This window comes from Pontiella agarivorans (genome assembly GCF_034531395.1).
GTDB classification, from domain to species: Bacteria; Verrucomicrobiota; Kiritimatiellia; order Kiritimatiellales; family Pontiellaceae; genus Pontiella; species Pontiella agarivorans.
The window spans coordinates 902660-926830 of sequence record NZ_JARVCO010000010.1; the positions used below are offsets into that span (position 1 = coordinate 902660).

General features: G+C 53.0%; 23 protein-coding genes. 17 read left to right on the plus strand and 6 right to left on the minus strand.

The features are described 5' to 3' along the window. Positions 1 to 130 precede the first annotated feature (130 nt). From P9H32_RS11135 to P9H32_RS11180, 10 genes are all read left to right on the plus strand, one after another. Positions 131 to 1000, plus strand: coding sequence for a DUF4861 family protein (locus P9H32_RS11135; protein ID WP_322608970.1), 870 nt, complete (start codon positions 131 to 133; stop codon positions 998 to 1000). Further along, positions 1000 to 3387, plus strand: a complete 2388-nt coding sequence (locus P9H32_RS11140) for a glycoside hydrolase family 88 protein (protein ID WP_322608971.1) — start codon at positions 1000 to 1002, stop codon at positions 3385 to 3387. Before P9H32_RS11135 ends, P9H32_RS11140 begins: the two co-directional genes overlap by 1 nt. A 16-nt stretch (positions 3388 to 3403) precedes the next feature. Next, entirely contained in the window at positions 3404 to 4231 is an 828-nt protein-coding gene (gene kduI / locus P9H32_RS11145; RefSeq protein WP_322608972.1) for a 5-dehydro-4-deoxy-D-glucuronate isomerase, read from the plus strand. Positions 4232 to 4233: 2 nt separating this feature from the next. Further along, entirely contained in the window at positions 4234 to 4998 is a 765-nt protein-coding gene (locus P9H32_RS11150) for an SDR family oxidoreductase (protein ID WP_322609314.1), read from the plus strand. Between the two features lie 12 nt (positions 4999 to 5010). Next, a complete protein-coding gene (locus tag P9H32_RS11155) occupies positions 5011 to 6879 on the plus strand; it encodes a heparinase II/III domain-containing protein (protein ID WP_322608973.1) in 1869 nt (622 codons plus the stop codon). Position 6880: 1 nt separating this feature from the next. After that, positions 6881 to 9343 (plus strand): glycoside hydrolase family 88 protein, encoded by a 2463-nt coding sequence (locus tag P9H32_RS11160; RefSeq protein ID WP_322608974.1) that lies wholly within the window; start codon positions 6881 to 6883, stop codon positions 9341 to 9343. Between the two features lie 13 nt (positions 9344 to 9356). Next, complete coding sequence (locus P9H32_RS11165; RefSeq protein WP_322608975.1) at positions 9357 to 10391, plus strand: aldose epimerase family protein; 1035 nt, start codon at positions 9357 to 9359, stop codon at positions 10389 to 10391. Positions 10392 to 10459: 68 nt separating this feature from the next. Further along, positions 10460 to 11476, plus strand: coding sequence for a TRAP transporter substrate-binding protein (locus P9H32_RS11170; protein WP_322608976.1), 1017 nt, complete (start codon positions 10460 to 10462; stop codon positions 11474 to 11476). Continuing rightward, positions 11476 to 11973, plus strand: coding sequence for a TRAP transporter small permease (locus P9H32_RS11175; protein WP_322608977.1), 498 nt, complete (start codon positions 11476 to 11478; stop codon positions 11971 to 11973). Before P9H32_RS11170 ends, P9H32_RS11175 begins: the two co-directional genes overlap by 1 nt. Further along, positions 11973 to 13394 (plus strand): TRAP transporter large permease, encoded by a 1422-nt coding sequence (locus P9H32_RS11180; protein ID WP_322608978.1) that lies wholly within the window; start codon positions 11973 to 11975, stop codon positions 13392 to 13394. Before P9H32_RS11175 ends, P9H32_RS11180 begins: the two co-directional genes overlap by 1 nt. Here P9H32_RS11180 and tsaA read toward each other — a convergent pair. Continuing rightward, positions 13378 to 14064, minus strand: a complete 687-nt coding sequence (gene tsaA / locus P9H32_RS11185; protein WP_322608979.1) for a tRNA (N6-threonylcarbamoyladenosine(37)-N6)-methyltransferase TrmO — start codon at positions 14062 to 14064, stop codon at positions 13378 to 13380. The genes P9H32_RS11180 and tsaA overlap by 17 nt on opposite strands. A gap of 86 nt (positions 14065 to 14150) precedes the next feature. On the opposite strand from tsaA, the gene P9H32_RS11190 reads away from it, so the two are divergent. Continuing rightward, positions 14151 to 14861 carry an SIR2 family NAD-dependent protein deacylase gene (locus P9H32_RS11190; protein WP_322608980.1) on the plus strand — a complete coding sequence of 237 codons (711 nt, stop codon included), beginning with the start codon at positions 14151 to 14153 and terminating at the stop codon, positions 14859 to 14861. Between the two features lie 75 nt (positions 14862 to 14936). On the opposite strand, the gene P9H32_RS11195 is transcribed toward P9H32_RS11190, so the two are convergent. The 3 genes from P9H32_RS11195 to P9H32_RS11205 form a co-directional block, all read right to left on the minus strand. Beyond that, on the minus strand, positions 14937 to 15212 hold the full coding sequence (locus P9H32_RS11195; RefSeq protein WP_322608981.1) for a hypothetical protein: 276 nt from the start codon (positions 15210 to 15212) through the stop codon (positions 14937 to 14939). A gap of 6 nt (positions 15213 to 15218) precedes the next feature. Continuing rightward, complete coding sequence (locus tag P9H32_RS11200; protein WP_322608982.1) at positions 15219 to 15518, minus strand: Rdx family protein; 300 nt, start codon at positions 15516 to 15518, stop codon at positions 15219 to 15221. Positions 15519 to 15631: 113 nt separating this feature from the next. Continuing rightward, a complete protein-coding gene (locus tag P9H32_RS11205; protein WP_322608983.1) occupies positions 15632 to 16255 on the minus strand; it encodes a MarC family protein in 624 nt (207 codons plus the stop codon). Between the two features lie 176 nt (positions 16256 to 16431). Between P9H32_RS11205 and P9H32_RS11210 the strand changes: the two genes are divergently transcribed. The 6 genes from P9H32_RS11210 (at position 16432) to smpB (ending at position 22659) form a co-directional block, all read left to right on the plus strand. Further along, the gene (locus P9H32_RS11210) at positions 16432 to 16929 is read left to right on the plus strand and encodes an HPF/RaiA family ribosome-associated protein (protein ID WP_322608984.1); all 498 of its coding nucleotides are present in this window, start codon (positions 16432 to 16434) and stop codon (positions 16927 to 16929) included. 440 nt (positions 16930 to 17369) lie between these two features. Then, positions 17370 to 19319 (plus strand): molecular chaperone DnaK, encoded by a 1950-nt coding sequence (dnaK, locus tag P9H32_RS11215; protein ID WP_322608985.1) that lies wholly within the window; start codon positions 17370 to 17372, stop codon positions 19317 to 19319. Between the two features lie 147 nt (positions 19320 to 19466). After that, positions 19467 to 19754: a co-chaperone GroES gene (gene groES / locus P9H32_RS11220; protein ID WP_322608986.1), complete on the plus strand. Its 288-nt coding sequence runs from the start codon at positions 19467 to 19469 to the stop codon at positions 19752 to 19754. Positions 19755 to 19867: 113 nt separating this feature from the next. Beyond that, the gene (gene groL / locus P9H32_RS11225; RefSeq protein ID WP_322608987.1) at positions 19868 to 21502 is read left to right on the plus strand and encodes a chaperonin GroEL; all 1635 of its coding nucleotides are present in this window, start codon (positions 19868 to 19870) and stop codon (positions 21500 to 21502) included. Positions 21503 to 21741: 239 nt separating this feature from the next. Further along, a complete protein-coding gene (locus P9H32_RS11230) occupies positions 21742 to 21996 on the plus strand; it encodes a DNA-directed RNA polymerase subunit omega (protein WP_322608988.1) in 255 nt (84 codons plus the stop codon). Between the two features lie 168 nt (positions 21997 to 22164). Beyond that, positions 22165 to 22659: an SsrA-binding protein SmpB gene (smpB, locus tag P9H32_RS11235; protein ID WP_322608989.1), complete on the plus strand. Its 495-nt coding sequence runs from the start codon at positions 22165 to 22167 to the stop codon at positions 22657 to 22659. Between the two features lie 39 nt (positions 22660 to 22698). Here the strand turns inward: smpB and P9H32_RS11240 are convergent, their stop codons facing one another. After that, positions 22699 to 23331 (minus strand): hypothetical protein, encoded by a 633-nt coding sequence (locus P9H32_RS11240; protein ID WP_322608990.1) that lies wholly within the window; start codon positions 23329 to 23331, stop codon positions 22699 to 22701. A gap of 139 nt (positions 23332 to 23470) precedes the next feature. Then, entirely contained in the window at positions 23471 to 24145 is a 675-nt protein-coding gene (locus P9H32_RS11245) for a DsrE/DsrF/DrsH-like family protein (RefSeq protein WP_348534473.1), read from the minus strand. Positions 24146 to 24171: the final 26 nt, after the last annotated feature.

Sequence of the window (24171 nt, forward strand, 5' to 3'; positions counted from 1 at the left end):
CCTCCGGAAGGAAAGAACTGTTTTGCGTGTGGCTGCGGGTTGAATGGGTTGGTGTTCATATTTGAACATTTTTTACAAAAGTTGAAACGGCCCGTTGAGCGTTCGGAAATTGAGCGTAGATTACGGGACTATGAAAAAAATTCTGATTATTTCATTGGCGGCACTGTCGGGAGCTTTGTTACCGGCTTGTGCTGAATCGCAGGAACCGGAGACCTTCTGTCGGTATGTCCCGGAGCGTTCAGATGATTTCGCGTGGGAGAACGATAAGATTGCGTTCCGCATGTATGGTCCGACGTTCCGCAAGGGCAGGGAGGACAGCGGGATCGACTGCTGGCTGAAGCGGGTGGATTATCCGGTGATTGATAAATGGTACGGTCAGATGAAGGAGAAGACCTACCATCGGGACTGGGGCGAGGGGTATGATCCGTATCATGTGGGTTCTTCGCGCGGCTGCGGCGGTCTGGGGCTGTGGATCGACGGCCGTTTAATCACATCCAATGTGTACCGGGAATGGCGGGTTATTAAGTGCGAACCTGCGGAGTCGGTTTTTGTGCTTTCCTATGCGTGGGAGCATGACGGCGATGTTTATACCGAAGAGAAACAGATTTCGATTAAGCTGGGCGATCGCCTGTTTAAATCGACCTCGACCTTCCGGAAAAACGGGGAAATTGCGGCTGGTCTTCCGATTGCCGTCGGTCTGACCACGCATGATGGAAAAGCGGCGGTATCGGAAAATACGGAAGAGGGCTGGATGGCCTGCTGGGAAACGATTGATGGCGATGGTCTGGGGACCGGTGTGGTGATGGATCCGTCACGGATTGATGAATTTAAACCGGTGAATTCGGACCGGAAAGATGAAAGCCATGCGCTGCTGATTACGAAAACCGACCGGAACGGACAGGTGGAATACTGGGCCGGTTATGGCTGGGAACGCGCCGGCGAAATTAAAACTTCCAATGACTGGAATGCGTATCTGAAAGGATTTAACCGGGGAAAATGATGACGAAGAATATACTGTATGGGCTTGCCGCTTTTCTGACCGTATCCGCCGTTGCGGAGCCGTATTCCAAACTGGATGAATATGCTTTCCGGCAGGAGACGATCCATTCGACCATCCGTTCGGCGGCGGAATATCAGCTGCATCTTTATGGGAAAAATATCCCGACCAGAAACTGGCTGGTCGGCACCTTCTTTTCTTCATTTGTTGCGGCTTACGAGCAGACCGGCGATGAATGGTATCTGGAACAGACGATGAAATGGGGCGAAGCCTCGGAGTGGGATATCAATAATTATTTTCATGCGGATGATGTCTGTCCGGGACAGACCTATCTGGATATTTATTTTCTGAAGGGCGGCGATGAAAAATTTGCAAAGCTGAAAGAGAAACTTGATCCATTGCTGGAGCGCGAAGTGCTGAAACCGGGTGAGCTGCATCAATGGGCAAAGAAGGATGTGCCGTTTATCGGGCGCAACCTGTGGAGCTGGTGCGATGCGCTTTATATGGCGCCGCCGGTGTATGCCCGTATGGGGAAGGCCACCGGGGATAAACGCTACTTTGATCAGCTGCACAAACTCTACTGGGATTCCGTGGATTTTCTTTATGATCCTGATGAACACCTTTTTTACCGCAACAGCAAGGCGCAGACCGAAAAACTGAAGACACCGAATGGAAAGCAGGTGTTCTGGGGACGCGGCAACGGCTGGGTCATCGGCGGACTGGCGCGGTTGATTCCGTATCTGAATGAAAACGATCCGATGCGGCAGCAGTATATTGAGCTCTTCAGAGAGCTGAGTTTCAGTCTGGCGAAATATCAGGGCGAGGACGGCTTGTGGCGGGCCTGCGTGAACGATCCGGAATGGCTGCCGACCAAAGAAACAACCGGTTCATCGTTTTTTGTTTTTGCGTTGGCCAAGGGCGTGAATGAAGGCTGGTTGCCGCGTGCATATTTTGAGCCGGTGGTGATGCGCGGCTGGCGAGGGCTGATGGACTGCGTTTCGCCGGAAGGCCGTCTGGGTTATTGCCAGCTGGTGGCGGGGTCGCCGCACGAAACGCGGGCGGAGGATACGAAGGATTACGGCGTCGGTGCTTTCATTCTGGCCGGTGTGGAAATGCTGAAGTTCCAACCGTTGGAAAAAATGGAAGAGCAGATTGCAAATCCGTTTAAACCGCGGTCGGTGGCCGATGACGGCGCGTGGACGTGGTATAACGATGAGCGCGTGATTCTGCATAATGATGTGTTCTATGCCAGCTATGTGAGAAGCGACGGAAAAACCGCGATGACCGCTTTCGGGCTGGAAAAAATGCCGAGTGCACATGCCCGGAAGGAAATGGTGCTCAGCACGTGGGAGCAGAAGGACGATCATAACAATGGGGCCTTTCTGCCGCTGAAGGATGGACGTCTACTGGTGACGTATGCGACGCACGGAACGCATAAAAACTTTTATCAGCGCAAGCTGACGCTGTGGCAATGGAAAGAGGCTGTGGTGGGCGAAGAACGGAGTTTCAGAATGAGCCATGGCAAACGTGGCGTGACGTATCAGAACCTGCACCGGGTGGAAGATGAAAACGGCCGGATCTACAACTTTTTCCGGGGCAATAATTTCAACCCGCATTTCACCACGTCCGATGACGAAGCGGAAACGTGGGCTGAACCGATTCAGCTGATCAATATCGGTGTCGGTAATGACCGGCCCTATATCAAATATGTTTCCAATGGCCGGAACCGCATTGACCTGCTTTATACCGATGGACATCCGCGCAACTGCAAACAGAATAATGTGTACCACATGTACTATGAAGCCGGAGCCTTTCATCAATCGGACGGAACCGTGATCCGGACGGTGGAGGAACTGAAAAGAAATCCGATGAAGCCGGACGATGGGACGCTGGTTTTCGACGGCAGTACGGCGAATGGGCGCGGCTGGGTCTGGGATATGGAATACGATCAGGACGGGCAGCCGTTCGGTGCGTTTATTTCATCGCCCAGCGGACAGATGGGTACTGATATGCGCTACTGGACGGCGCGGTATGTGGATGGAAAGTGGGCATGTGAGGAGATTGCATTTGCGGGAAGCAATCTCTATCCGAAGGAGCAGCATTATGCCGGCGGCATTGCGCTGAACCCTGCGGATGATCAGGAAGTGGTCATTTCTTCCGATGTTTTTCCTGATACAGGAAAACCGCTGCCGAAGCGGATCTATCAGCTGTTTAAAGGAACAAAAACTGCCGGGGGCTGGACGTGGAAACAGCTGACGCACGATCCGGTGAATAATCAGCTGCGTCCGGTGATTGTGCGGGGCAGAGAAAATGCGCTGTTCTGGTTTGCCGGAGCGTACCGGCGTTATCAGGACTACGACTGCGAAATCCTGATGAGTATGGAATTTTAAAATAAGGAAAAAGACAATGAACGTTAGATACACCGTAGGGAAAAATGAATATAAACGGATGACCACGGATGAACTGCGCGAAGCGTTTCTGGTGGAGCTGTTTGAAGAGGGGGCTCTGAACCTGCTTTACAGTGAAGTGGAGCGTTCCATTATCGGTGCGGCTGTTCCAACGGGTGGACGTCTGAAGCTGGAAGCGGGAGCTGAACTGGCGGCGGATTATTTCTGCCAGCGCCGCGAGGTCGGCGTGCTGAATATCGGCGGCAACGGAACGGTGACCGTGGACGGAACCGAATACCGGATGGAAAATCTCGACGGACTGTATATCGGCCGTGGGTCCAAAGAGATCACATTTGATTCTGTCAACGGCGCGGAACCGGCGCGCTTTTATCTGGTGAGTTACCCGGCGCATGCGACGTATCCGACGACTCAGGCGAAAAAGGCGGATGCCAATGCGCTGGAGCTGGGGTCGCTGGAGGATTCCAACAAGCGCACGATTTATCAGTACATTCACGAAAACGGGATCAAGAGCTGTCAGTTGGTGATGGGCTTTACTGCGCTTGAACCGGGCAGTGTCTGGAATACGATGCCGTGCCATACGCATGAACGCCGGACCGAAGTCTATATGTATTTCAATCTGGATGAAACGTCGCGTGTTTTCCATATGATGGGGCCGGGCGATGAAACGCGGCATATCGTGGTTTCCAATGAACAGGCGGTGATTTCCCCGATGTGGTCGATCCACTCGGGCTGCGGCACAAAGGCCTATACCTTCTGCTGGGCCATGGGCGGTGAGAACCAGCGTTTTGATGATATGGATCATATTGCGATCGGGAATTTGAAGTAATGATTTTGGATCAATTTAATCTGGCGGGGAAAACTGCACTCGTTACGGGTTGCAAGCGGGGAATCGGAAAAGGAATGGCCATCGCATTGGCGGAAGCCGGCGCGGATATCATTGGCGTGAGTGCCACATTGGAAGCCGAAGGCAGCGCGGTTGGAAAGGAAGTAGCCGCACGTGGTCGATCGTTCAAGGGCTATGCCTGCGACTTCAGCGATCGCACGGCGCTGTATGCCTTCATCAAACAGGTTAAGGCCGACTTCCCGCAGATCGATATTCTGGTAAATAATGCCGGAACGATTTTGCGCGCTCCGGCGGCAGAGCATTCCGATGAATTGTGGGACAAAGTCATCGAAGTGAACCTGAATGCGCAGTTTGTGCTTTCCCGCGAACTCGGAAAAGAGATGGCGGCTCGCGGAACCGGTAAGATTATTTTCACGGCTTCGTTGCTGACGTTCCAGGGCGGTATTACCGTTCCCGGCTATGCGGCCAGCAAGGGGGGCATTGGCCAGTTGACGATGGCGCTTTCGAATGAGTGGGCGGGCAAAGGTGTTCAGGTGAATGCCATTGCTCCGGGTTATATTGCCACGGATAACACGCAGGCCTTGCAGGATGATCCCGAACGCAGCAAGGCCATTCTTGATCGCATTCCGGCAGGCCGTTGGGGCAATCCGGAAGATTTTGCCGGTCCGATTGTATTTCTGGCTTCGAGTGCGTCGGATTATATGTCCGGACATACCATGGTGGTTGACGGCGGATGGATGGGGCGATAGGCGGAACTGCTGATGATGAAAAAAAATGACATCGTATTGTTCATCTTTGCGGTTGGTTGCATGGTGTACTTTAATGCAAAAGCCGCACCGGATGCTGTGCTGCCGGTGCTGGATAATCCGATGTCGGTGGAGTATCTGCAGGACCATCTTTCGGAGGACCATCCGCGGCTGGTCTATACGCCTGCGATTGTTGCCGGGTTGAAGGCAAAACTTGAAACCGATGAAGTTCTTCAGCATGTGTATCAGGCTGTAAAGCGGAATGCGGGTCAGGTGCTGGAAACTCCATTGCTGACGCGGAAGATGGAGGGGCGGCGTCTGCTGGGTACTTCCCGGGAAATGCTTTACCGCGTGAACATGCTGGGTGCGGTCTGGCTGATGGAGAAACCGCCGGAAATGCTTGCCCGGCTGAATGATGAACTGATTGCTGTCTGCAGTTTTTCCAACTGGAATCCAAAGCATTACCTCGATGTCGCTGAGATGTCGCTGGCTGTGGCGCTTGCATTGGATTGGTGCGGCGGGGATCTTCCGGAATCAACCGTTGCACTGGCGAAAAAGGCGTTAATGGAAAAGGGGCTGGATGCGGATGGAAAGGGCAGAGCCCGTATTGTGAGCTCTTCCAATAACTGGAACCAGGTCTGTAACGGGGGGATGATTGCTGCGGCTATTTTGCTGGCAGATGATGAGCCGGAGTTTGCTGCAGACACGATTCGGCGGGCATTGGAAAAAATGCCGAATGCATTGGTTGAATATGCGCCGGACGGACTTTATCCGGAGGGGTCGACGTATTGGGCATACGGGACCGGTTATTCGGTCATCACCATTGCAATGCTGGAAAGTGCATTCGGTTCTGATTTCGGAATTTCCGCTGTTCCCGGTTTTCTGGAAAGTGCAGTTTTCCGAGCGTTGTGCAATGCGCCTTCCGGAATGTATTACAATTTTGCCGATTGCGGTGAGCGCCGGAGTCCGAATGGCGACCTCATTCTGGCCTGGTTTGCCGCAAAGACCGCAAATCCGGATTTTTTCGAAAGGGATCGTTTTCTGCGTCCGGCGGATCAGATGGGTAAACTGGATCGCCATGCGGGAGCGGCTCTTGCCTGGCTTTCGCAGGGTCAGAAAACAACGGTAGGCTCTCTGCCGACCGCCTGGAAAGGGGACGGCCAAAACCCGATTGCTGTTTTTTCCGGGGGTGCATCCGATTCCCGCAGCTACTATTTCGGCGGGAAAGGCGGTCGGGCCTCAATCAGCCATGGCAATATGGATGCCGGATCGTTTGTTTTTGAATTGGATGGGGTTCGCTGGGTACTCGATTCTGGGAACCAGCGGTATTACGATTTGGAAAAGACCGGTTTTAATCTCTGGGGAAAAGAGCAGGACAGTGAGCGCTGGACGCTGCTGACAAAAAATAATTTCGGGCACAGCACTCTGACGGTCAACGATGAGCTGTTCAAGGTGGATGGTTATGCTCCGCTGATCGATTTCAAGGACGGCGAAACTCCGTCTGCCGCTTTCGATTTAACTGCGGTGTATGGAAAAAACGTTAAACGTGCAACGCGTCGTTTTATTCAAGACGGTCCGGCATCGCTCGTTATTGAAGACCGGATTGCTGCATCGGAAAAGACCCGGCGGCTTACCTGGCAGTTGATAACGGCGGCCGAGGTGGAACGAATGAACGGAGGGGCTGTACTTCGTCAGACGGGGAAGATGTTGCATTTGGAAATGCTGTCCCATCCGGCGGCGGAACTGAACGTGGTTTCGCTCGATCCTCCTCCGCTCAAACTGGATCGTCGAATTAAAGGGTTAAAACGAGTGGAAATCGATGTTCCTGTGACGGCAGGAACGAATGAGATCATCGAGTTTAGAGTCAGATTATCAGGAGAATAGAATGATGAGAAGTATACATCTTAAAGTCATACTGGGTATGGCGATTATAAGCGGTTTGGGAATGAGCGCTCATGCCGGGCAGCCTACAGCGGAATCGGTCAAGGCGCTGACGAAAAAGGTGGCGGATTGGCAGATTGAAACGTTTGAAGATTCGGGCAGATACCGGGCTCTTTCTTCCCGCAAAAAAATGCCGGAAGGGAAATTTCCTCCAAAATGGCATGATCTGACGTGGCATATGGGAGCCTTGTATGCCGGGATGAATGAGTGGCGCAAGGTCTCCGGGGATCCTGATGTCGAGGCATTTCTCATGATGATCGGTGAGCGCAACGGATGGAAATTACATCACCGACCCTATCATGCCGACGATCATACGGTCGGTCAGTTTTATCTCTCGCTGTACGAGAAGAAAAAAGATCCGGCGATGCTTCGGCCGACGCAGGAGCGGTTTGACTGGATTCTGGCGCATCCGAAAACCGGTTCGCTTGAATGGAGTGGATATGGAAAGGGTAGAAATAAGACCGACTGCCACCACCGCTGGGGCTGGTGCGATGCGCTGTTTATGGCGCCGCCGGTCTGGGCACGGCTGGCCAAGGTGACCGGTGAGCGGAAATACCTCGATTTTATGGATCAGGAATATCATGCCACCTATGATCTGCTCTGGGATAAAGAGGATCATCTGTTCTGGCGCGATTCCTCTTTCTTTAAGAAACGGGAAGCGAATGGACGGAAGATTTATTGGGCGCGCGGCAATGGCTGGGTGTTCGGCGGGCTGGCGCTGATGATTTCGGATCTACCGGCGGATTGGGAAGGACGTCCGTTTTATATTGAGCTCTTTAAACAGATGGCGGAAAGCCTGAAGAACTGCCAGCGCGAAGATGGTACGTGGAGTATGGGCCTGCTGGGTGGCGTTGACGCCTATCCGGTGAAGGAAACCAGCGGTACCTCATTCTTTACGTTCGGTCTGGCCTGGGGGATTCATAACGGCCTGCTGGATCGGGCCACTTATGAGCCGGTACTTTTCCGGGCCTGGCAGGCGTTGACGGAATGTGTGACTGAAGAGGGTATGCTGGGCTTTGTACAGCCGGTCGGGGCGGCTCCCGGAGATTCATTTGCGGATAAAACAGAAGTTTACGGGATCGGTGCTTTTCTGGCGGCCGGATCCGAAGTGTATAAGCTGTTGGGCGGAAACGTTCCGGCCATTGAAAAAAAGACTACCGCATTCACAACATTCTCAAAAGAGACCGGCTGGTGCTGGTATGAGGATCCGCGCGCAATTATTCATAACGGCAAACTGATCATCGGCGGCATCAATGGAAAAAACGGCGATGCCAAGGTGGGCGTGTATGATCTGAAGGCGGATAAACCGCTGGGTGATGCGGTACTTTATCCGGCATTTCAGCGCGATGATCATAATTCGCCGGTTTTCTATGTCCGTCCGGACGGCAGTCTGCTGACAGTCTACGCCAAGCACGGCCGGGAAAAGATTCACCATTATCATATTTCCGATCCTGCAGATTATCTGAAGTGGGGACCGCGGAAGGCGTTTCATCATGTTTATGAAGATAAACGCGGCGTCACGTATATGAATCTGTACACCATGAAAGATGAAGATAAGCTCTATTGCTTTTTCCGTGACGGACAGCACTTCAACCCGGCGTTTATTACATCGACCGACGATGGCGAAACATGGGGCGAGTACACGCATTTCATTACGCACGATATCGGAAGCCGCCAGCGCCCTTATGCGCGGTATCAGCAGATCGATGAAAATACCGTCGGCATTTCGTTCACGGATGCGCATCCGCGCCAGTATGGAAACAGCCTGTATTATGCCGAGTTCAGAAACGGTGCATTCTACCGTGTAGACGGCACAAAAATTAAGGAGCTTTCGGAGGGTCCGCTGGTGACCGTGCAGGCGGAGAAAATCTATAAGGGCAGTGAAATCAAGGAGTGGAAAGGGAATACGCACAGTGTTTCCAATTCGGCCTGGACCGTAGCCATCGCCAGTGATGCCGCCGGGCATCCGCATATCGGTTATTCCGTTTATCATACGCACACGGATCATCACTACCGCATTGCGTCCTGGGACGGGGAAAAATGGAACGATCGTCAGATCGCGTTCGGCGGCACCTGCCTGTATGAACGTGAAAGCAGCTATACCGGCCTGTTCGCCTTTGATCCGGAAAATCCGCAACAGGTGTATATTTCCACCGATGTGAATCCGTCAACCGGAAAGCCGACGGGCGGTGTTCATGAAATTTATACGGCGGAAATCGGTCCGGACGATGATGTTTCTTCCATTGACTGGAAACAACTGACGTTTGATTCGGAATATAAAAACATCCGTCCGATGGTGGTCGCCGGCGAGGGCTATAAGGTGCTGATGTGGCTGGGTGGTGCGCCGTGGCGTCATTTTCAGGATTATGAAACCGATGCCCTCGGTCTGATTCTGGAGCGGCCGTAAATTCGGAACAGGTATGCCGGTTGAGCAGACAGCATTCGGAAAACTGAGTGACGGCCGTACTGTGCCCGCCTTCATTATAACGAACGCGGGCGGGTACCGGGTTAAACTTTCCGCCTATGGCGCGGCGGTGGTTTCGGTTGAGGTGCCCGATGCTGAAGGCGCTGTGGCGGATGTGGTGCTCGGTTTTGATGACGTGTCCGGCTATGAAAACGACCCGCACTACATCGGCAGGACCATCGGCCGGGTGGCCAACCGGATCGGCGGAAGCTGTTTTGAGCTGGACGGGAAGCGGTATCCGCTGCCGGCGAATGAAGGGAAGACTCATCTTCACGGCGGTCCCGGCGGTTTCCACCGGAAAATATGGAATGCGGAAGTGGTGGATGAGCAATCTGTGCGGATGTTCCTGGAGAGTCCGGATGGCGATCAGGGGTATCCGGGAACGTTGTCGGTGGAATTGCTCTTCACATGGACGAACGGAAATGAGCTGAAGCTGGAGTACCGGGCGACGGCGGATCGACCGACGGTATGCGATCTGACCCACCACACCTATTTCAATCTGGCGGGTTCCGGCAGTACGCTGGATCACCGGTTAAGCATCAATGCCAGTAAGCGGCTGCTCATTGATGAGCGGTTTGTTCCGACGGGAGAAACGGAGCCGGTGAGTGGTTCGGTGTATGATTTCCGCATAGCCCGGCCGATCCGGGAATACACCGAAGGCCAGCAGGGCGGACACGGGGAATATTACGTGCTGGATGCACCGGGTACACTCGCGCCGGCCGCCGAAGTGACGGATCCCGGAAGCCGGCGTTCTGTGCAGTGTTTTACGGATCAGCGCAGTCTGGTTTTTTATGAGGGCTTTTTTGTGGGCGGAGACGGAAAAGGCGGTCAGCTTTATCGGCGGCACAGTGGGTTCTGTCTGGAAACTCAAAATCATGTCAATGCCGTGAATATCGGAACATTTCCGTCTGCACGGTTGGAACCCGGCGGAGAATATCGCCAGATCTGTGTCTACCGCTTTGGAGTTGATGCCAGAGAAATCTGTTGTTGAGTTGATGAGGAAAAGATTGATCTCAAACGTTTGAAATGATAGCCATATCGTTTTTTAAGGGGGTAGTGATGAACAAAGGACTTTCCTATTTTATCGGTGGAATTCTGGTAGGCAGCCTGTTGGCTACGGTTGGTTTTTCTATCTTTTTACGCGGGCAGCAGAACGCCGGCGGGGGTACTTCCCGGTTGGTGCTGAAGCTGGGGCACGGGCTGGATACCGGGCATCCGGTCCATAAAGCCATGGTGTATATGAAAGACCGGCTGGAGGAGTTGTCGTCCGGCTCGGTCTCTATTGACATCTATCCGAGTTCCGTCCTCGGTTCCGAGGTGCAGTGCATTGAGCAGTTGCAGAACGGATCGCTGGCGATGACCAAAACCTCGGCCGCCGCGATGGAAAATTTTATTCCGGCGATGTCGGTCTTTGCGCTGCCGTATGTTTTCCGGGATTCGGATCACTACTGGAAGGTGCTCAACGGAGAGATCGGTAAAGCCATGCTGAAAAAGGGGGAATCAAAATTCCTGCGCGGTCTCTGCTACTACGATGCCGGCAGCCGTAATTTTTACACCAAGGATACGCCGATTCGCACCCCTGACGATCTCAAGGGGTTGAAGATTCGGGTCATGCCGTCGAAGACGGCGATGGATATGGTTAAAGCACTCGGCGGGGCGCCGACGCCGATTGCCTGGGGCGAGCTTTATTCCGCTCTGGCTCAGGGTACGGTTGACGGCGCGGAGAATAATCCGCCGAGCTTTACTTCGAATAAACACTATGAAGTCTGCAAACACTTTTCGCTGGATGGCCATACGCGGATTCCGGACATGCTGATGATCAGTTCCAAAGTCTGGAATAAGCTCGATCCGCAGGTGCAGACCTGGGTGCAGCAGGCGGCCGATGAATCGGTTGTCTTCCAGCGGAAACTCTGGGAGGAGAAAACGATTGAATCGCTCAAACAGGCTAAAGCCGAAGGGGTCACGGTGTATGAAGTGGATACCGCCGCATTTGCCGCCCGGGTTGCACCGCTGTTGGCCGGGATCGAAAATCCTGAAGTTCGCGATTTGCTGAAAAATATTGCCGAGGTGAAGTGATGCCGACCGCTCTGCTTAAGGTGAAAGATGGAATGACCAAGGTCCTTAACGGGGCCCTGATTATTGCCGTACTGCTGCTGGTGCTCGATGTGGTGTGGGGGGTGTTTACCCGCCATATTCTTAATGAACAGGCTAAGTGGACGGAGGAACTTGCGCGATTTCTGCTGGTTTGGGTATCCATGCTCGGCGGAGCGGTGGCATTCGGTACAAAGGGTCATCTTGGTGTCGATTATTTTGTCGGAAAATTTGATCCGGAAGTCCGGAAACTGATGGCGGTGGTGTCCAACCTGGTGGTGCTCTTTTTTGCCGTTTCCATTTTTATCATCGGCGGCTGGCAGGTCGTTCGCGATGCACTGGTCGTTGAGCAGACCACCCCGGCGTTGGGGTGGAAAATGGGTCATGTATATCTCGCCGTTCCTATTGCCGGAGTGTTCATGGTCATTTATACGCTGGAAAATCTCATCGAGGTGATTCTCGCAAAGCCGGAGGCTGAATAATGGGAATGGTTGCTCTGATTCTGGTCGCTGTTTTTGTACTGATGCTGGTTATGAATGTGCCGATTGCGGTGTCGATTGCGCTGGCCACGTTTTTCGCGATTCTGGCCGAAGGCTCGGATCCTACCATTATGGTGGCCGCCAAAATGGCCAACGGGGTGAACAGTTTTGCGTTGCTGGCCATTCCGTTTTTTATTCTCTCCGGTCACCTCATGGGGCGTGGCGGCATGGCCCGGCGGCTGATTGATTTTGCGGGAACGATCGTCGGGTTTCTTCCCGGGGGACTGGCCTATGTAAATACACTCACCTGCATGCTGTTCGGTTCCATTTCGGGGTCGGCCGCCGCCGCGGTGTCCTCCGTGGGCGGATTTATGATTCCCGAGATGAATCGTAAAGGGTACGGCCGGGAGTTTAATGTATCGGTCACCACGACGGCTGCCACGACGGGGCTGTTGATTCCGCCGAGCAATATCATGATTGTCTACTCGGTGGCCGCAGGTTCGGTATCCATAGCCGCCATGTTCATGGCGGGCGTGTTGCCCGGTATCGTAACCGGACTGTTCATTATGCTGGTCTGCGGCTACTTCGCCTTCCGACATAAGTACCGCCGCGAAGAACGGTCGAGTTTGGCTGAAATCGTGAAAAGTTTCGGGGCCGCCGTGCTCACGCTTTTGCTTATTTTTATCGTTATCGGCGGCATTCTGCTTGGCTGGTTCACCGCCACGGAAGCAGCGGCGATTGCCGTGGTGTACTCTTTTTTCCTGTCGGTTGTGGTTTATCGCGAAATTCCGCTCAAAGATCTCCCGCAGATTCTGCTCGATACCGGAATTACTACAGCGGTGGTGATGCTGCTGATCGGGGCGAGCTCCGGCATGAGCTGGATCATGACCATGGCCAATATTCCGCAGACGGTCAGTGCCGCACTGCTTGGACTTTCGGAAAATCCGATGGTGATTCTGCTGACCATCAATCTGCTGCTGATCTTTGTCGGTACATTTATGGATATGACACCGGCTGTCCTGATTTTCACGCCGATCTTTCTTCCGGTGGTTTCTGAACTCGGAATGCATCCGGTGCATTTCGGGATTATGCTGATTGCGAACCTCTGTATCGGGCTCTGCACACCGCCGGTGGGCACCTGTCTGTTTATCGGCTGCGGCGTGGGCAAATCCACCATTGCCAAAGTGACACCGACGCTGCTGCCGTTTTTCGGGGCCATGATTGCGGCGCTGCTGGTCATCACCTATGTGCCGGCCACCTCGCTCTGGCTGCCGGTTGCCACAAAACAGCTCAAAGCCGAAGATGTCGAGCAGTGCGAGTTTATGAAACTCAATGGAGGCAAAACGTCCAGCGCCGTTAAGCAGGAAGAGATTGATCGAATGGCGGCAAAGAAGCAGGTCGCGCCGGCTACGTTACCGCAATAACGGTCACTTGGTTATCCTGTTGCTTCCACTTCACCTCGAGATCAAAAACAGAGGTGCCGTACACGCGCTCCGGGTCATCCCCCTGATACGCGGGGCGCGGATTGAACGCGAGCATGTCGGTGATCAGCTGTTTAAGGCGGGGACGCTCGGGGGTTTCCAGTGTCTGGAACTGTTTGAGAACCTCCGGCAGAAAAATCACCGAATTTTCAGGAGTTGGAACTGTGTTCGCAAACCCGCCCCGGGCTTCCGGCAAAGAATCGGAGTAGGGGATGTAGGGTTTGATATCGAGCACGGGTGTGCCGTCGAGAAAATCGCCGCCGCCGAGTTGGAGAACCGTCCCGTTCACCGCCAGTAGTTCAACGACCGAGAGTCCGATTGGGTTGGGTCGGAAATTGGAGCGTGAGGCAAAAACACCGACGCGTCGGTTCCCGCCGAGCCGGGGCGGGCGCACGGTGGGTTTCCAATCCCTGGAAGCGGTGGCGTGGAACATGAAGCAGATCCAGAGGTGGGAAAAATCGTCCAGCCCCCGGAAGGCTTCAGGCTGATTAAACGGGGAAAGCAACTCCAGTGTTGCTGTCGCACTTTTCACCAGCCCCGGTTGGCGCGGTATGCCGAATTTATCCGTGTAGCACGAGCGGATGATTCCAATTGGTTTAAACTCAACATTCATAAAATCAGTAAAGCCACAGAATACACAGAATACACGGAAAATCTAAAACGTTGTTCTTTCCGTGTATTCTGTGTATTCCGTGGTTGATGCATAACGTTGAACAGTTGGGTGAGTGGATTAAAGAGGCCGGGTCGATTGCGGTGCTTACGGGTGCGGGGATTTCGACGGCTTCGGGGATTCCGGATTTCCGGTCGGCGAGCGGGATTTATTCCGATGAACAGAATGTCAACGTTTTCGATCTCGAGGCCTTTAACCGCGATCCTTCGGTTTTTTATCATTTCGCCCGCACCTTTTATCCGAAGGTCAGCGCCGCTGAGCCGAATAGTGCACATCGGGTGATTGCCTCCTGGGACCATGCCACGGTGATTACGCAGAATGTGGATGATTATCATCAGCGGGCCGGGTCTGATCCGGTGTATACGGTCCATGGAAATTATATCCACAGCACCTGCCAGTCCTGCGGGGCGGATGTGGAAACGGAGAAACTTTTTCCAATCATTGGAAACGGAGATATTCCGCACTGTGCCTGCGGCGGCGTTTTTAAGCCCGATATTACCTTCTTCGGGGAAATGCTGCCGGAGTACGATTGGCAGCAGTCGGTCAGGGCGATGAGCGATGCGGATCTGGTGCTGGTGCTCGGGACGTCGCTGCAGGTGTATCCGGCGGCTGGACTGCCCGGTTACCGGCCGTGGAATGCGCGGCTGGTGATTATCAACCGCGACCCGACGCCGATGGATTCAGAAGCCCAGCTGGTAATTCATGGCGATCTTTGTGAGGTCATGTCGCAACTGGTGTGATGAATACCAAAGAGCACAGAGGTGCAATATTAAGAAGAGCTCCGTGCTCTCGGTATCTTCTGTGGTGGATATAAATTACGACTTGGGCTTTTTACTGAGTTTGCGGCCGAAAGTGACACAGACGGCCCCTTCGATGAAAATGAGGATTCCGAACAGGCCGTAAGGCGGTTTGGCGGCAATCAGCGCGGCAATGGCAATGACGATGAGCCCGGCCCCGTTGATCATGAATCGGTTGATATAGGGTTTCGGATTTTCCGCCTCCCAGCCTTTTTTCAGCAGAGTTTTCTGGGAAACGTAGTGAATGGCCAGGGCCACACAGAGCACAATCAGGAGCAGGGTTGTTTTGGACATGGGGAATTACGCCTCCGGTTTCGGTTCAACAGTTTCGGCATGGCCCAGATTTTTTTCCGGGGCGATCACGTCGCGAACGCGGCGTTTCAGCTCTTTGAGTTCCGGCAGACCGCGTTCGGTTTTGCGGTCCCAGACCTGCCGGTCGTTGGCATAGATGCGCCAGATTCCGGCTGTTTCGCTGGGTTTTAGAATGGCTTCATCAATATCGCCTTCAAAGGTTTGCAGCAGTTCCTGAGCAATCCAGGCGGAACGCATCATAAAACGGCATTTTGTACAGTATTCAATGGTGACGCTGCGTTTTTCCATAAACTTTACTCCTGTGAAAACAGATTTTTAACACAGCCGGCGAAGCGAGCACAGAGGGGAACGCGGAATAATAACAGTGGACCGGAGGACGCTGTACAGCCGGAGAAGGGAATCTATTGACTGAGATAGGCATCAATGGCTCCGCCGATACCGTGCAACAGCATCTGCATACCGATCACGGCGAGAATCAGCCCCATGAGGCGGGTGACAATTTTGAGGCCGCGCTGCCCTAGCATTTCAACGGTATTTTCACTGTATTTGAAAAACAGAAAGGTGATCAGGCAAAGGAGGGCAAACATGGAAAGGGTGACGGCAATTTCGCGGTTGCCGGCCTGTGCCGAAAAATTCATGGTGGTGGCAATGGTGCCGGGACCGGCGAGAATCGGCATGGCGAGCGGGGAGATGGCCAGGTCGACATCACTTTCGTCGGAACTGTTCTGAATTTTTGAGGTTTTTCCCTGAAGCATGTGGTAGCCCACCTGAAAAACCAGCAGGCCGCCGGTAATCCGCAACGCGGGGAGTCCGATGCCGAACAGATGGAAAATCGCTTTGCCGAGCAACGCAAAGGCCGCAATGATGAAAAAAGCGATGAAAAGCGCTCGGCGTGCGGTGGCCATGCGCTCTTTTTCGTCCATTTCCGCCGTCAGGCCGATAAACGCACCCGTGTTGGCGATGGGGTTCATGATGGCAAAGTAGCCCAGAAAAACCGTAATCATATGTTCAATCAGCTGATGCATAGTTCAGATTCTGTACCCTGAACGGGGGATATTTGCCATAAAGAATACAAAAATAAACGGAATTCTGGTTCATCCTTCAGGGGCCTTTTCCCATTCTGTGAATATGCGTTCCTTGCTCCGGGAAAGCAGGTTATGAATGCCGTGCTTATTGGTGTGCTATTGAGACAGGAAAAACTTTGAATAACGTTTTCAATAAGCTACTCTTCCCTTGCAACGCGAGCGTGACGCCCAATGCCGGATCTCGCTCGAGATTGAATAACCTAACAGGAAAGGAAATGATGGTAATGAACACATCAAGACTGACTAATCCCACCTCTTCTGACGTTGAATCCGGAATTCCGGTAAAAGTTCAGTTTCGCCACATGGCAGAGTCGAAACGGGTAATCTGGCTGGTCAATCAAATGATGCATAAGTTCACCAAGTTTCCCATACCCGGTGCCTCGGCCCACATAACCGTTGATGAAACAAATCACAAAGAAAAGACGGGCATTTTCCAGGTGAAAATGAAGCTGACGGTGCCCGGCGAAAAGCTGTACACCGCGCAGAGCTCGGAAAAAACAGGTATGCACGACGGGGTTTATACCGCAATTGCTGATGTGTTCGACAGTGTTGAGCGCCAGCTGATCCGTCAGCATCAAAAACGTGCACGCCGCTATAAAACAAAAGCGGCCTGATTCATCACTCCTTGTAAATCCGAGAAGCCCTTTCCACTGAGCCGGAGAGGGCTTTTTTGTGTGCATCCGGCAGGGCATATCGATTTGGGTTGAAAGTCCCTTGCTGGCCCGGCGAACAGGAAGACGTCTTTCGCGGAGCGCACAGATCAGCAGGATCATTCGGAATCGCCGTAATATGTGATCCGTACATCCGGAGAGGGAGGAGATGATTTTGGTGAGACACTGTGACACAAGGTGTGACACGCCGGGTGGACGAAGTGGGACATGTGGCGCAGGTGGCACGGTCGCACCATGGTTTTAAATTTCAGGGGGTTAAGTGTTAACCCCTTCAATACTAAGTCCTAATGACTAATTCTATTTGTCTTCTCTTCGCTGGCACGGTTTGTGTTGTAGGAGCGACGTCACAACGAATGACCGAATTTATCTGAAGGAGACAAAAAATGAGCACAGCAGGATCTAAAGTATTGGGTATCGATTTAGGTACCACCAACTCGTGTATGGCCGTCATGGAAGGCGGCGAACCGACCGTAATTCCGAATGCGGAAGGCGGACGCACTACTCCGTCAATTGTGGCCTTTGCCAAAGACGGCGAACGCCTTGTGGGTACTGCGGCAAAACGCCAGGCGGTAACCAACCCGAAACATACGATCTTTTCGATCAAGCGTTTTATGGGCCGTAAGTTCAGCGAAGTGGAACACGAAATCCACCTTGTACCTTATAACGTGGTTAAGGCGAAGAACGGCGACGCCCACGTTCAGATTGATGACAAAATTTACAGCCCGCCGGAAATCTCGGCGATGATTCTGCAGAAGCTGAAAGCGGATGCGGAAGCATACCTCGGCGAAGCCGTCACGCAGGCGGTTATTACAGTTCCGGCCTACTTCAATGACTCGCAGCGTCAGGCAACCAAAGACGCCGGTAAAATTGCCGGCCTCGAAGTGCTGCGTATTATTAACGAGCCGACCGCGGCGTCGCTGGCGTACGGCCTCGATAAGAAGTCGGAAGAAAAAATTGCGATCTATGACCTCGGCGGCGGTACATTTGACGTATCGATTCTTGATATCGGCGACGGGGTATTTGAAGTGACGGCCACCAGCGGTGACGGCCACCTTGGCGGTGACGATTTCGACCAGAAGATCATTGATTGGCTTGTGGCTGATTTTAAAGCGGAGCATGGCATCGACCTTTCTGCAGACCCGATGGTGCTGCAGCGCCTGAAAGAAGCGGGTGAAAAAGCGAAGTGCGAACTTTCCAGCTCGCAGTCCACCGAAATCAACCTGCCGTTCATCACGGCGGATGCATCGGGCCCGAAACACCTTAATGTTACACTGAGCCGCGCCAAACTCGAAGAGCTCTGCGACGACCTGATCACCAAAGCAATTGCGCCGGTGCGCAGCTGCCTGAAGGATTCCGGTCTGAGTGCTTCGGAAGTGAATGAAGTGATTCTGGTCGGCGGTTCCACCCGTATGCCGAAGGTTCAGAATTCCGTGAAGGAAATTTTCGGCCAGGATCCGCATAAGGGAGTTAACCCGGACGAAGTGGTTTCCATTGGTGCATCCATTCAGGGCGGTGTTCTGAAAGGTGAAGTGAAAGATGTTCTGCTGCTGGATGTTACTCCGCTGACGCTGGGTATCGAAACCATGGGCGGTATTTCCACTCCGTTGATTGAGCGCAACACCACGATCCCGGCGAAGAAGAGCGAAATTTTCTCCACGGCTGCGGACAACCAGCCGGCGGTGGAAATTCACGTGCTGCAGGGTGAACGAAAAATGGCCAATGCCAACAAAACCATCGGCCGCTTTAACCTCGACGGCATTCCGCCGGCACCGCGCGGAACCCCGCAGATTGAAGTGACGTTTGATATCGATGCCAACGGGATTCTGAAGGTCAGTGCGAAGGATCTGGGCACCGGTAAAGAACAGCACATCACCATCACCGCTTCGTCCGGCCTGACCGATGAAGAGATCGATGCCATGATGAAGGATGCTGAAGCTCACGCTGCGGAAGATGAGAAGATGAAGGAGAAAATCGATCTGAAAAATCAGGCGGACTCCACTGTCTTCCAGACCGAAAAATTCCTGAAGGAAAACGAAGACAAGGTTTCCCCGGAACAGAAGGCTGAAGTTGAAGCGGCGATTGAGCCGGTGAAGAAGGCGATCGAAGCGGAAGATTATGAGGGAATGAAAACCGCCCTCGATGCATTGAATGAAAAGATGCAGGCCGCTGCGACGGAAATGTATTCTCAGGCTCAGGGCGCTCCTGGTGCAGGCCCGGATATGGGCGGTGCCGCCGGGGCGGATGCCGGGGCTTCGGCCGGGGGTGAAAAGTCTGCATCTGACGTTGAGGAAGCTGACTTCGAAATGGTCGACGACGACGAGAATAAGAAATAACGCATTTTAGATTGAAGATGGCCGATGGCCGATGGGCGGAACGCCGTCGCCGACGGGCTTGTTAAAAAGTCAGCGGGGACCCGCACATCGGAAATCGGGGATCGAAAATCAGTAACTATAAAAAACCTAACAAGGAGAGATACATCCATGAACATTAAGCCATTGGGCGAACGCGTACTGGTTGAACCGGTGAAGGAAGAGGAAGCGGTTAAAGGCGGAATCATTATTCCTGATTCTGCAAAAGAAAAACCGCAGGAAGGCAAAGTGATTGCTGTGGGAACCGGGAAAATCGATGAAAACGGTAAGGCTGTTCCGTTCAACGTTAAAAAAGGTGATATCGTTCTGATGCCTAAGTATGGCGGAACCGAAGTTAAGGTTGACGGTAAAGAATATCAGATCATGCGTGAAGACGACATTCTCGCGATCATCGGCTAAATAAATTTCGAAATCCGGAGCCCGGACTCAGTATATTTGCAGGTTAAGGTGTAAATTTATGAGCTTCGAAGGTGAATCCCGGATTTCTTAATCGACGAAGGAGATTAAGTAAAATGGCTAAACAGATTGTATTTGACGTGGAAGCACGTGACGCGCTGCTGCGTGGTGTTGAAAAACTCAGCAAAGCAGTAAAAGTGACCCTCGGCCCGAAAGGCCGCAACGTGATTCTGGATAAGAAATTCGGATCCCCGACCGTTACCAAAGACGGTGTGTCCGTTGCGAAGGAAATCGAACTCGAAGACGCCTATGAAAACATGGGTGCACAGATGGTGAAGGAAGTGGCTTCCAAAACCTCTGATATTGCCGGTGACGGTACCACCACGGCGACGGTTCTGGCTGAAGCGGTTTATCGCGAAGGTCTGAAAAACGTAACGGCCGGCGCCAACCCGATGAGCCTGAAGCGCGGCATTGATAAAGCGGTTGAAGCGATGGTTGCTCAGCTGGGCAAACTCAGCAAAAAAGTAAAAACCAGCGAAGAAGTTGCTCAGGTCGGTACGATCTCCGCAAACGGCGATGCCACGATCGGTAACATTATTGCCGAAGCGATGGAAAAAGTCGGTAAAGACGGAACCATTACCGTTGAAGAAGCCAAATCCATCGAAACCACCCTCGACGTAGTTGAAGGGATGCAGTTCGATAAGGGCTACCTTTCCCCGTACTTCGTAACGGATTCCAACACGATGGAAGCGGTACTGGAAGATCCCTACATCCTGCTTTTCGAAAAGAAAATCTCCAACCTGCAGGACATGCTCCCGCTGTTGCAGAATGTGGCTAAAACCAGCAAGCCGTTCATGATTATTGCGGAAGACATTGAGGGCGAAGCCCTGGCGACTCTCGTGGTGAACAAACTGCGCGGTACGCTCAATGTCTGTGCGGTAAAAGCTCCGGGCTTCGGTGATCGTCGTAAAGCGATCATGGAAGACCTTGCTGTGCTGACCGGCGGTAAATTCATTACCGAAGATCTCGGTATCAAACTCGACAGCGTTTCCATCGATGACCTCGGTACTGCGAAACGCGTTACCATCGGTAAAGATGACACGACGATTGTTGAAGGAGCCGGAAAAGTATCCAGCATCAAAGCGCGTATCGACCTGATCCGTCGTCAGATCGAGGAAACGTCTTCTGACTACGATCGCGAAAAACTGCAGGAACGTCTGGCTAAGCTTGCGGGCGGTGTTGCGGTGATTAACGTTGGTGCTGCGACCGAAGCGGAAATGAAAGAGAAGAAAGCCCGTGTTGAAGATGCGCTGCACGCGACCCGTGCTGCGGTTGCCGAAGGTATTGTTCCTGGCGGCGGCGTGGCACTCATCCGCGTTCAGAAAGCCATCGACAAAATTGAAGTTGAAGGTGACGAAGAAATCGGTGCGAACATCGTTCGTAAGGCCATTGAGGCTCCGTTGCGCCAGCTGGTGGCTAATGCCGGCGAAGAAGGTGCTCTGGTGGTTCAGGAAGTTAAGAAATCCAAGCAGACCATGGGATACAACGTGGCAACCGGCGAATATGTGGATATGATTGCAGCCGGTATCATTGATCCGGCGATGGTAACCCGTTCTGCTCTGCAGTATGCGGCTTCCATCTCCGGTCTGCTGCTGACCACAGAGTGCATGATCACGGATCTTCCGGAAAAGGATGCTCCGGCTATGCCTCCGATGGATCCGGGCATGGGCGGTATGGGCGGTATGATGTAGTCCATCCGTCATGGAGTTGCGGGGTAGTGGAGCGGGAGTTTTTCTGTTTCATTGCTCCCGTTCTCCGGCCTTCCGCCCCTTTGGGGGCGGGAAATCCACGTTTTCCGAGACGTGGATTTTGTCGTAAATGGCGTTGACGGAACGGGCTCCGGTGCTATACTACGCGCCAATTTTTTTGTAAGAAAACCAAGGATTCTGTTTTTCAGAATAATGCAAGTTGCTTGCGCGGAGATATTAATATGAACTTTGAATACCTGAGTGTAGCGGAAGAAAAAATCACCAACACCCCGATGCTGGTGAACCTGATTTCCTACCGTACCCGTCAGCTCAACAGTGGCGCGCGTCCAATGGTGAAGAAGGATCATCCGGAAATGGATAATCACGATCTCGTTCTTAAAGAGATTGCCGAGGGGCTGTTGACGGCCGAAATGATTTTCTCTCAGGAAGAAGAGGAAGTGCCCGGTCTGGATTTCGACGCTTCGATTCTTCTGTAAAAAAGGACGTGCGAAATCCGATTTTCGAAGTTCAGAATTATTTCGAATTTTCAAAAGCTCAAAGCTCTCGGGTTTTGAGCTTTTTCCTTTCCGGACCTTGGAAGATTGATTGCTCCTCGGATCAATTCTGTTTAGTATATTGGGCTTCGATTGTAGGAATAATTGGCCATGGCGGGTAAAAACAAAAAGAAAAAAAATGATCCCGGAGCGGGGGTGCTGGCCACCAACCGCAAGGCGCTGCGCGATTTCCATATATTGGAAAAAATCGAGGCGGGGATTGTGCTGAGCGGTACTGAGGTTAAATCCTGCAAGCAGGGGCAGATCAGTGTTCAGGAAGGTTATGTGCATGTGGATGACCGGATGGAAGTCTGGCTCGTCGGTTGTACGATTCAGCCCTATGAGCACGGCAATATCTACAACCACCCGTCGACCCGCGAGCGCAAGCTGCTGCTGCATAAAAAGGAAATTGAGCGTCTCCATGGTAAAACCCGAGAAAAAGGGCTGACCATTGTTCCGCTGAAGGTCTACCTCTCGCGGGGAAAAGTCAAAATCCGGATCGGCCTGGCCAAAGGTAAAAACGTGGTGGATAAGCGTGATACGATCAAAAAGCGCGAATCCGACCGCGACTCCCAGCGCGCCATGCGCAACTTTAACGGCCGCTAGCTTTTTACGGCCGAAGGCCTCCGGAAGCGGCGAGGCTCTTTATTTTCCGTCGGATGCTGAAGCGGTTTGCTGCACCTGAAGCACGGCTTCGTAGACTGATTCCGAGTTCATATCATTGTGCTCAGCAATTTCTTTGAAGGTCCAATCGGGCGATGCCTCGATCCCGATTTTTTCCAGGCCGACGATAATCCGGTTGATGTCCATGTCGTACTTTCCGGAGAGCCGGCGCATAGAGCGTCCGCTGTAGAACATCGGCGGTTTTTCGGGGAGAGCCGGTTTGTCTTCATTTACCTGTATTTCGGGATCATTTTCGACCACGCTCTGCTGAATCTGTTCTTCTGTCGGGCCGGCATGTTCCGAAGACTGGAAAAATGAAAACGGCGGCCAGTGCAGCAGGGCACCGAGAATCACCCAGCCGGTGAGCAGCAGGGCGGTATAGGAATTAACGGTCAGCCACTCGCGCTTTTTCCCGGTAATCCGGTTGTTGGCATTGTCCTTTCTGATTTCCAGCGTGGTTTGGATGATATAGCAGAGGCCGAACAGTATGCTGAGGCTCACATGCAGAATCAGCAGGGTCTCCCACAGGCTGAACAGGGTGGCGATTGCTGCGCTGAGGATCAGCGAAAAAAATGAAAACAGAGCGGTAAGGGTGACGACGTTTTTAAATTTCATAGTTATCTTCCGTATTGCGGTTAGCTTTACGGAATAAAACCAGCAGGCGCGAGGCCAATGTGCGGGTTAACTGTTTATTCCGGGAGTCTCGGATTAACACCGTTGCACGGCTCGGTGTTAATCCGCTGCGGCCCGTGGGTCAGATAAACAGGTTCCCGTTTCCGCCGATGTGGTCGATATACATGGCCACGCCGCCTTCTTCGATGCCGTCGATCAGTTCCTCGCTTTTAATGCCCATGAGGTCCATCGACATGGTGCAGGCCACAATTTTTACGCCGTTTCCGATGGCTTCGTCGATCAGCTCGGGAAGGGAGAGCACATTTTTCTGTTTCATGATGCCTTTAATCATGGCTGCGCCCATGCCGCCCATCTGCATCTGCGAAAGTTTCAGTTTTTCAGGGCCCTTCGGCATCATCCAGCCGAACATTTTTTCGACCAGGGTTTTCTTCGCCGAAACCGGGCCGTTCCTGCGCAGGACATTCAGTCCCCAGAAGGTGAAAAACAGGGTGACCTGATAGCCCATCGCCGCTGCGCCGTTGGCAATGATGAATGCCGCCAGCGCTTTATCCAGATCATTACTGAAGACGACATTGGTGAATTTTTTATCCGCCGGTTCCGCCGTCGCAGGGCAGCTGGCGCCGGACGATTTGATCACCACGGCTTTATAGCTTCCGTTCTCGGGTTCCAGAGACTGGAAGATATTTCCGGTCGAGTTGCACCAGGCCGGAACGTCGGCGGCAAATCCGGGGTCGGTGGAAAGGATGCTGACCGCCTGCCCGTCGCCGATCCGTTCGATGGCTTTGGACAGCTGCATGATCGGGCCGGGACATTGCAGGCCGG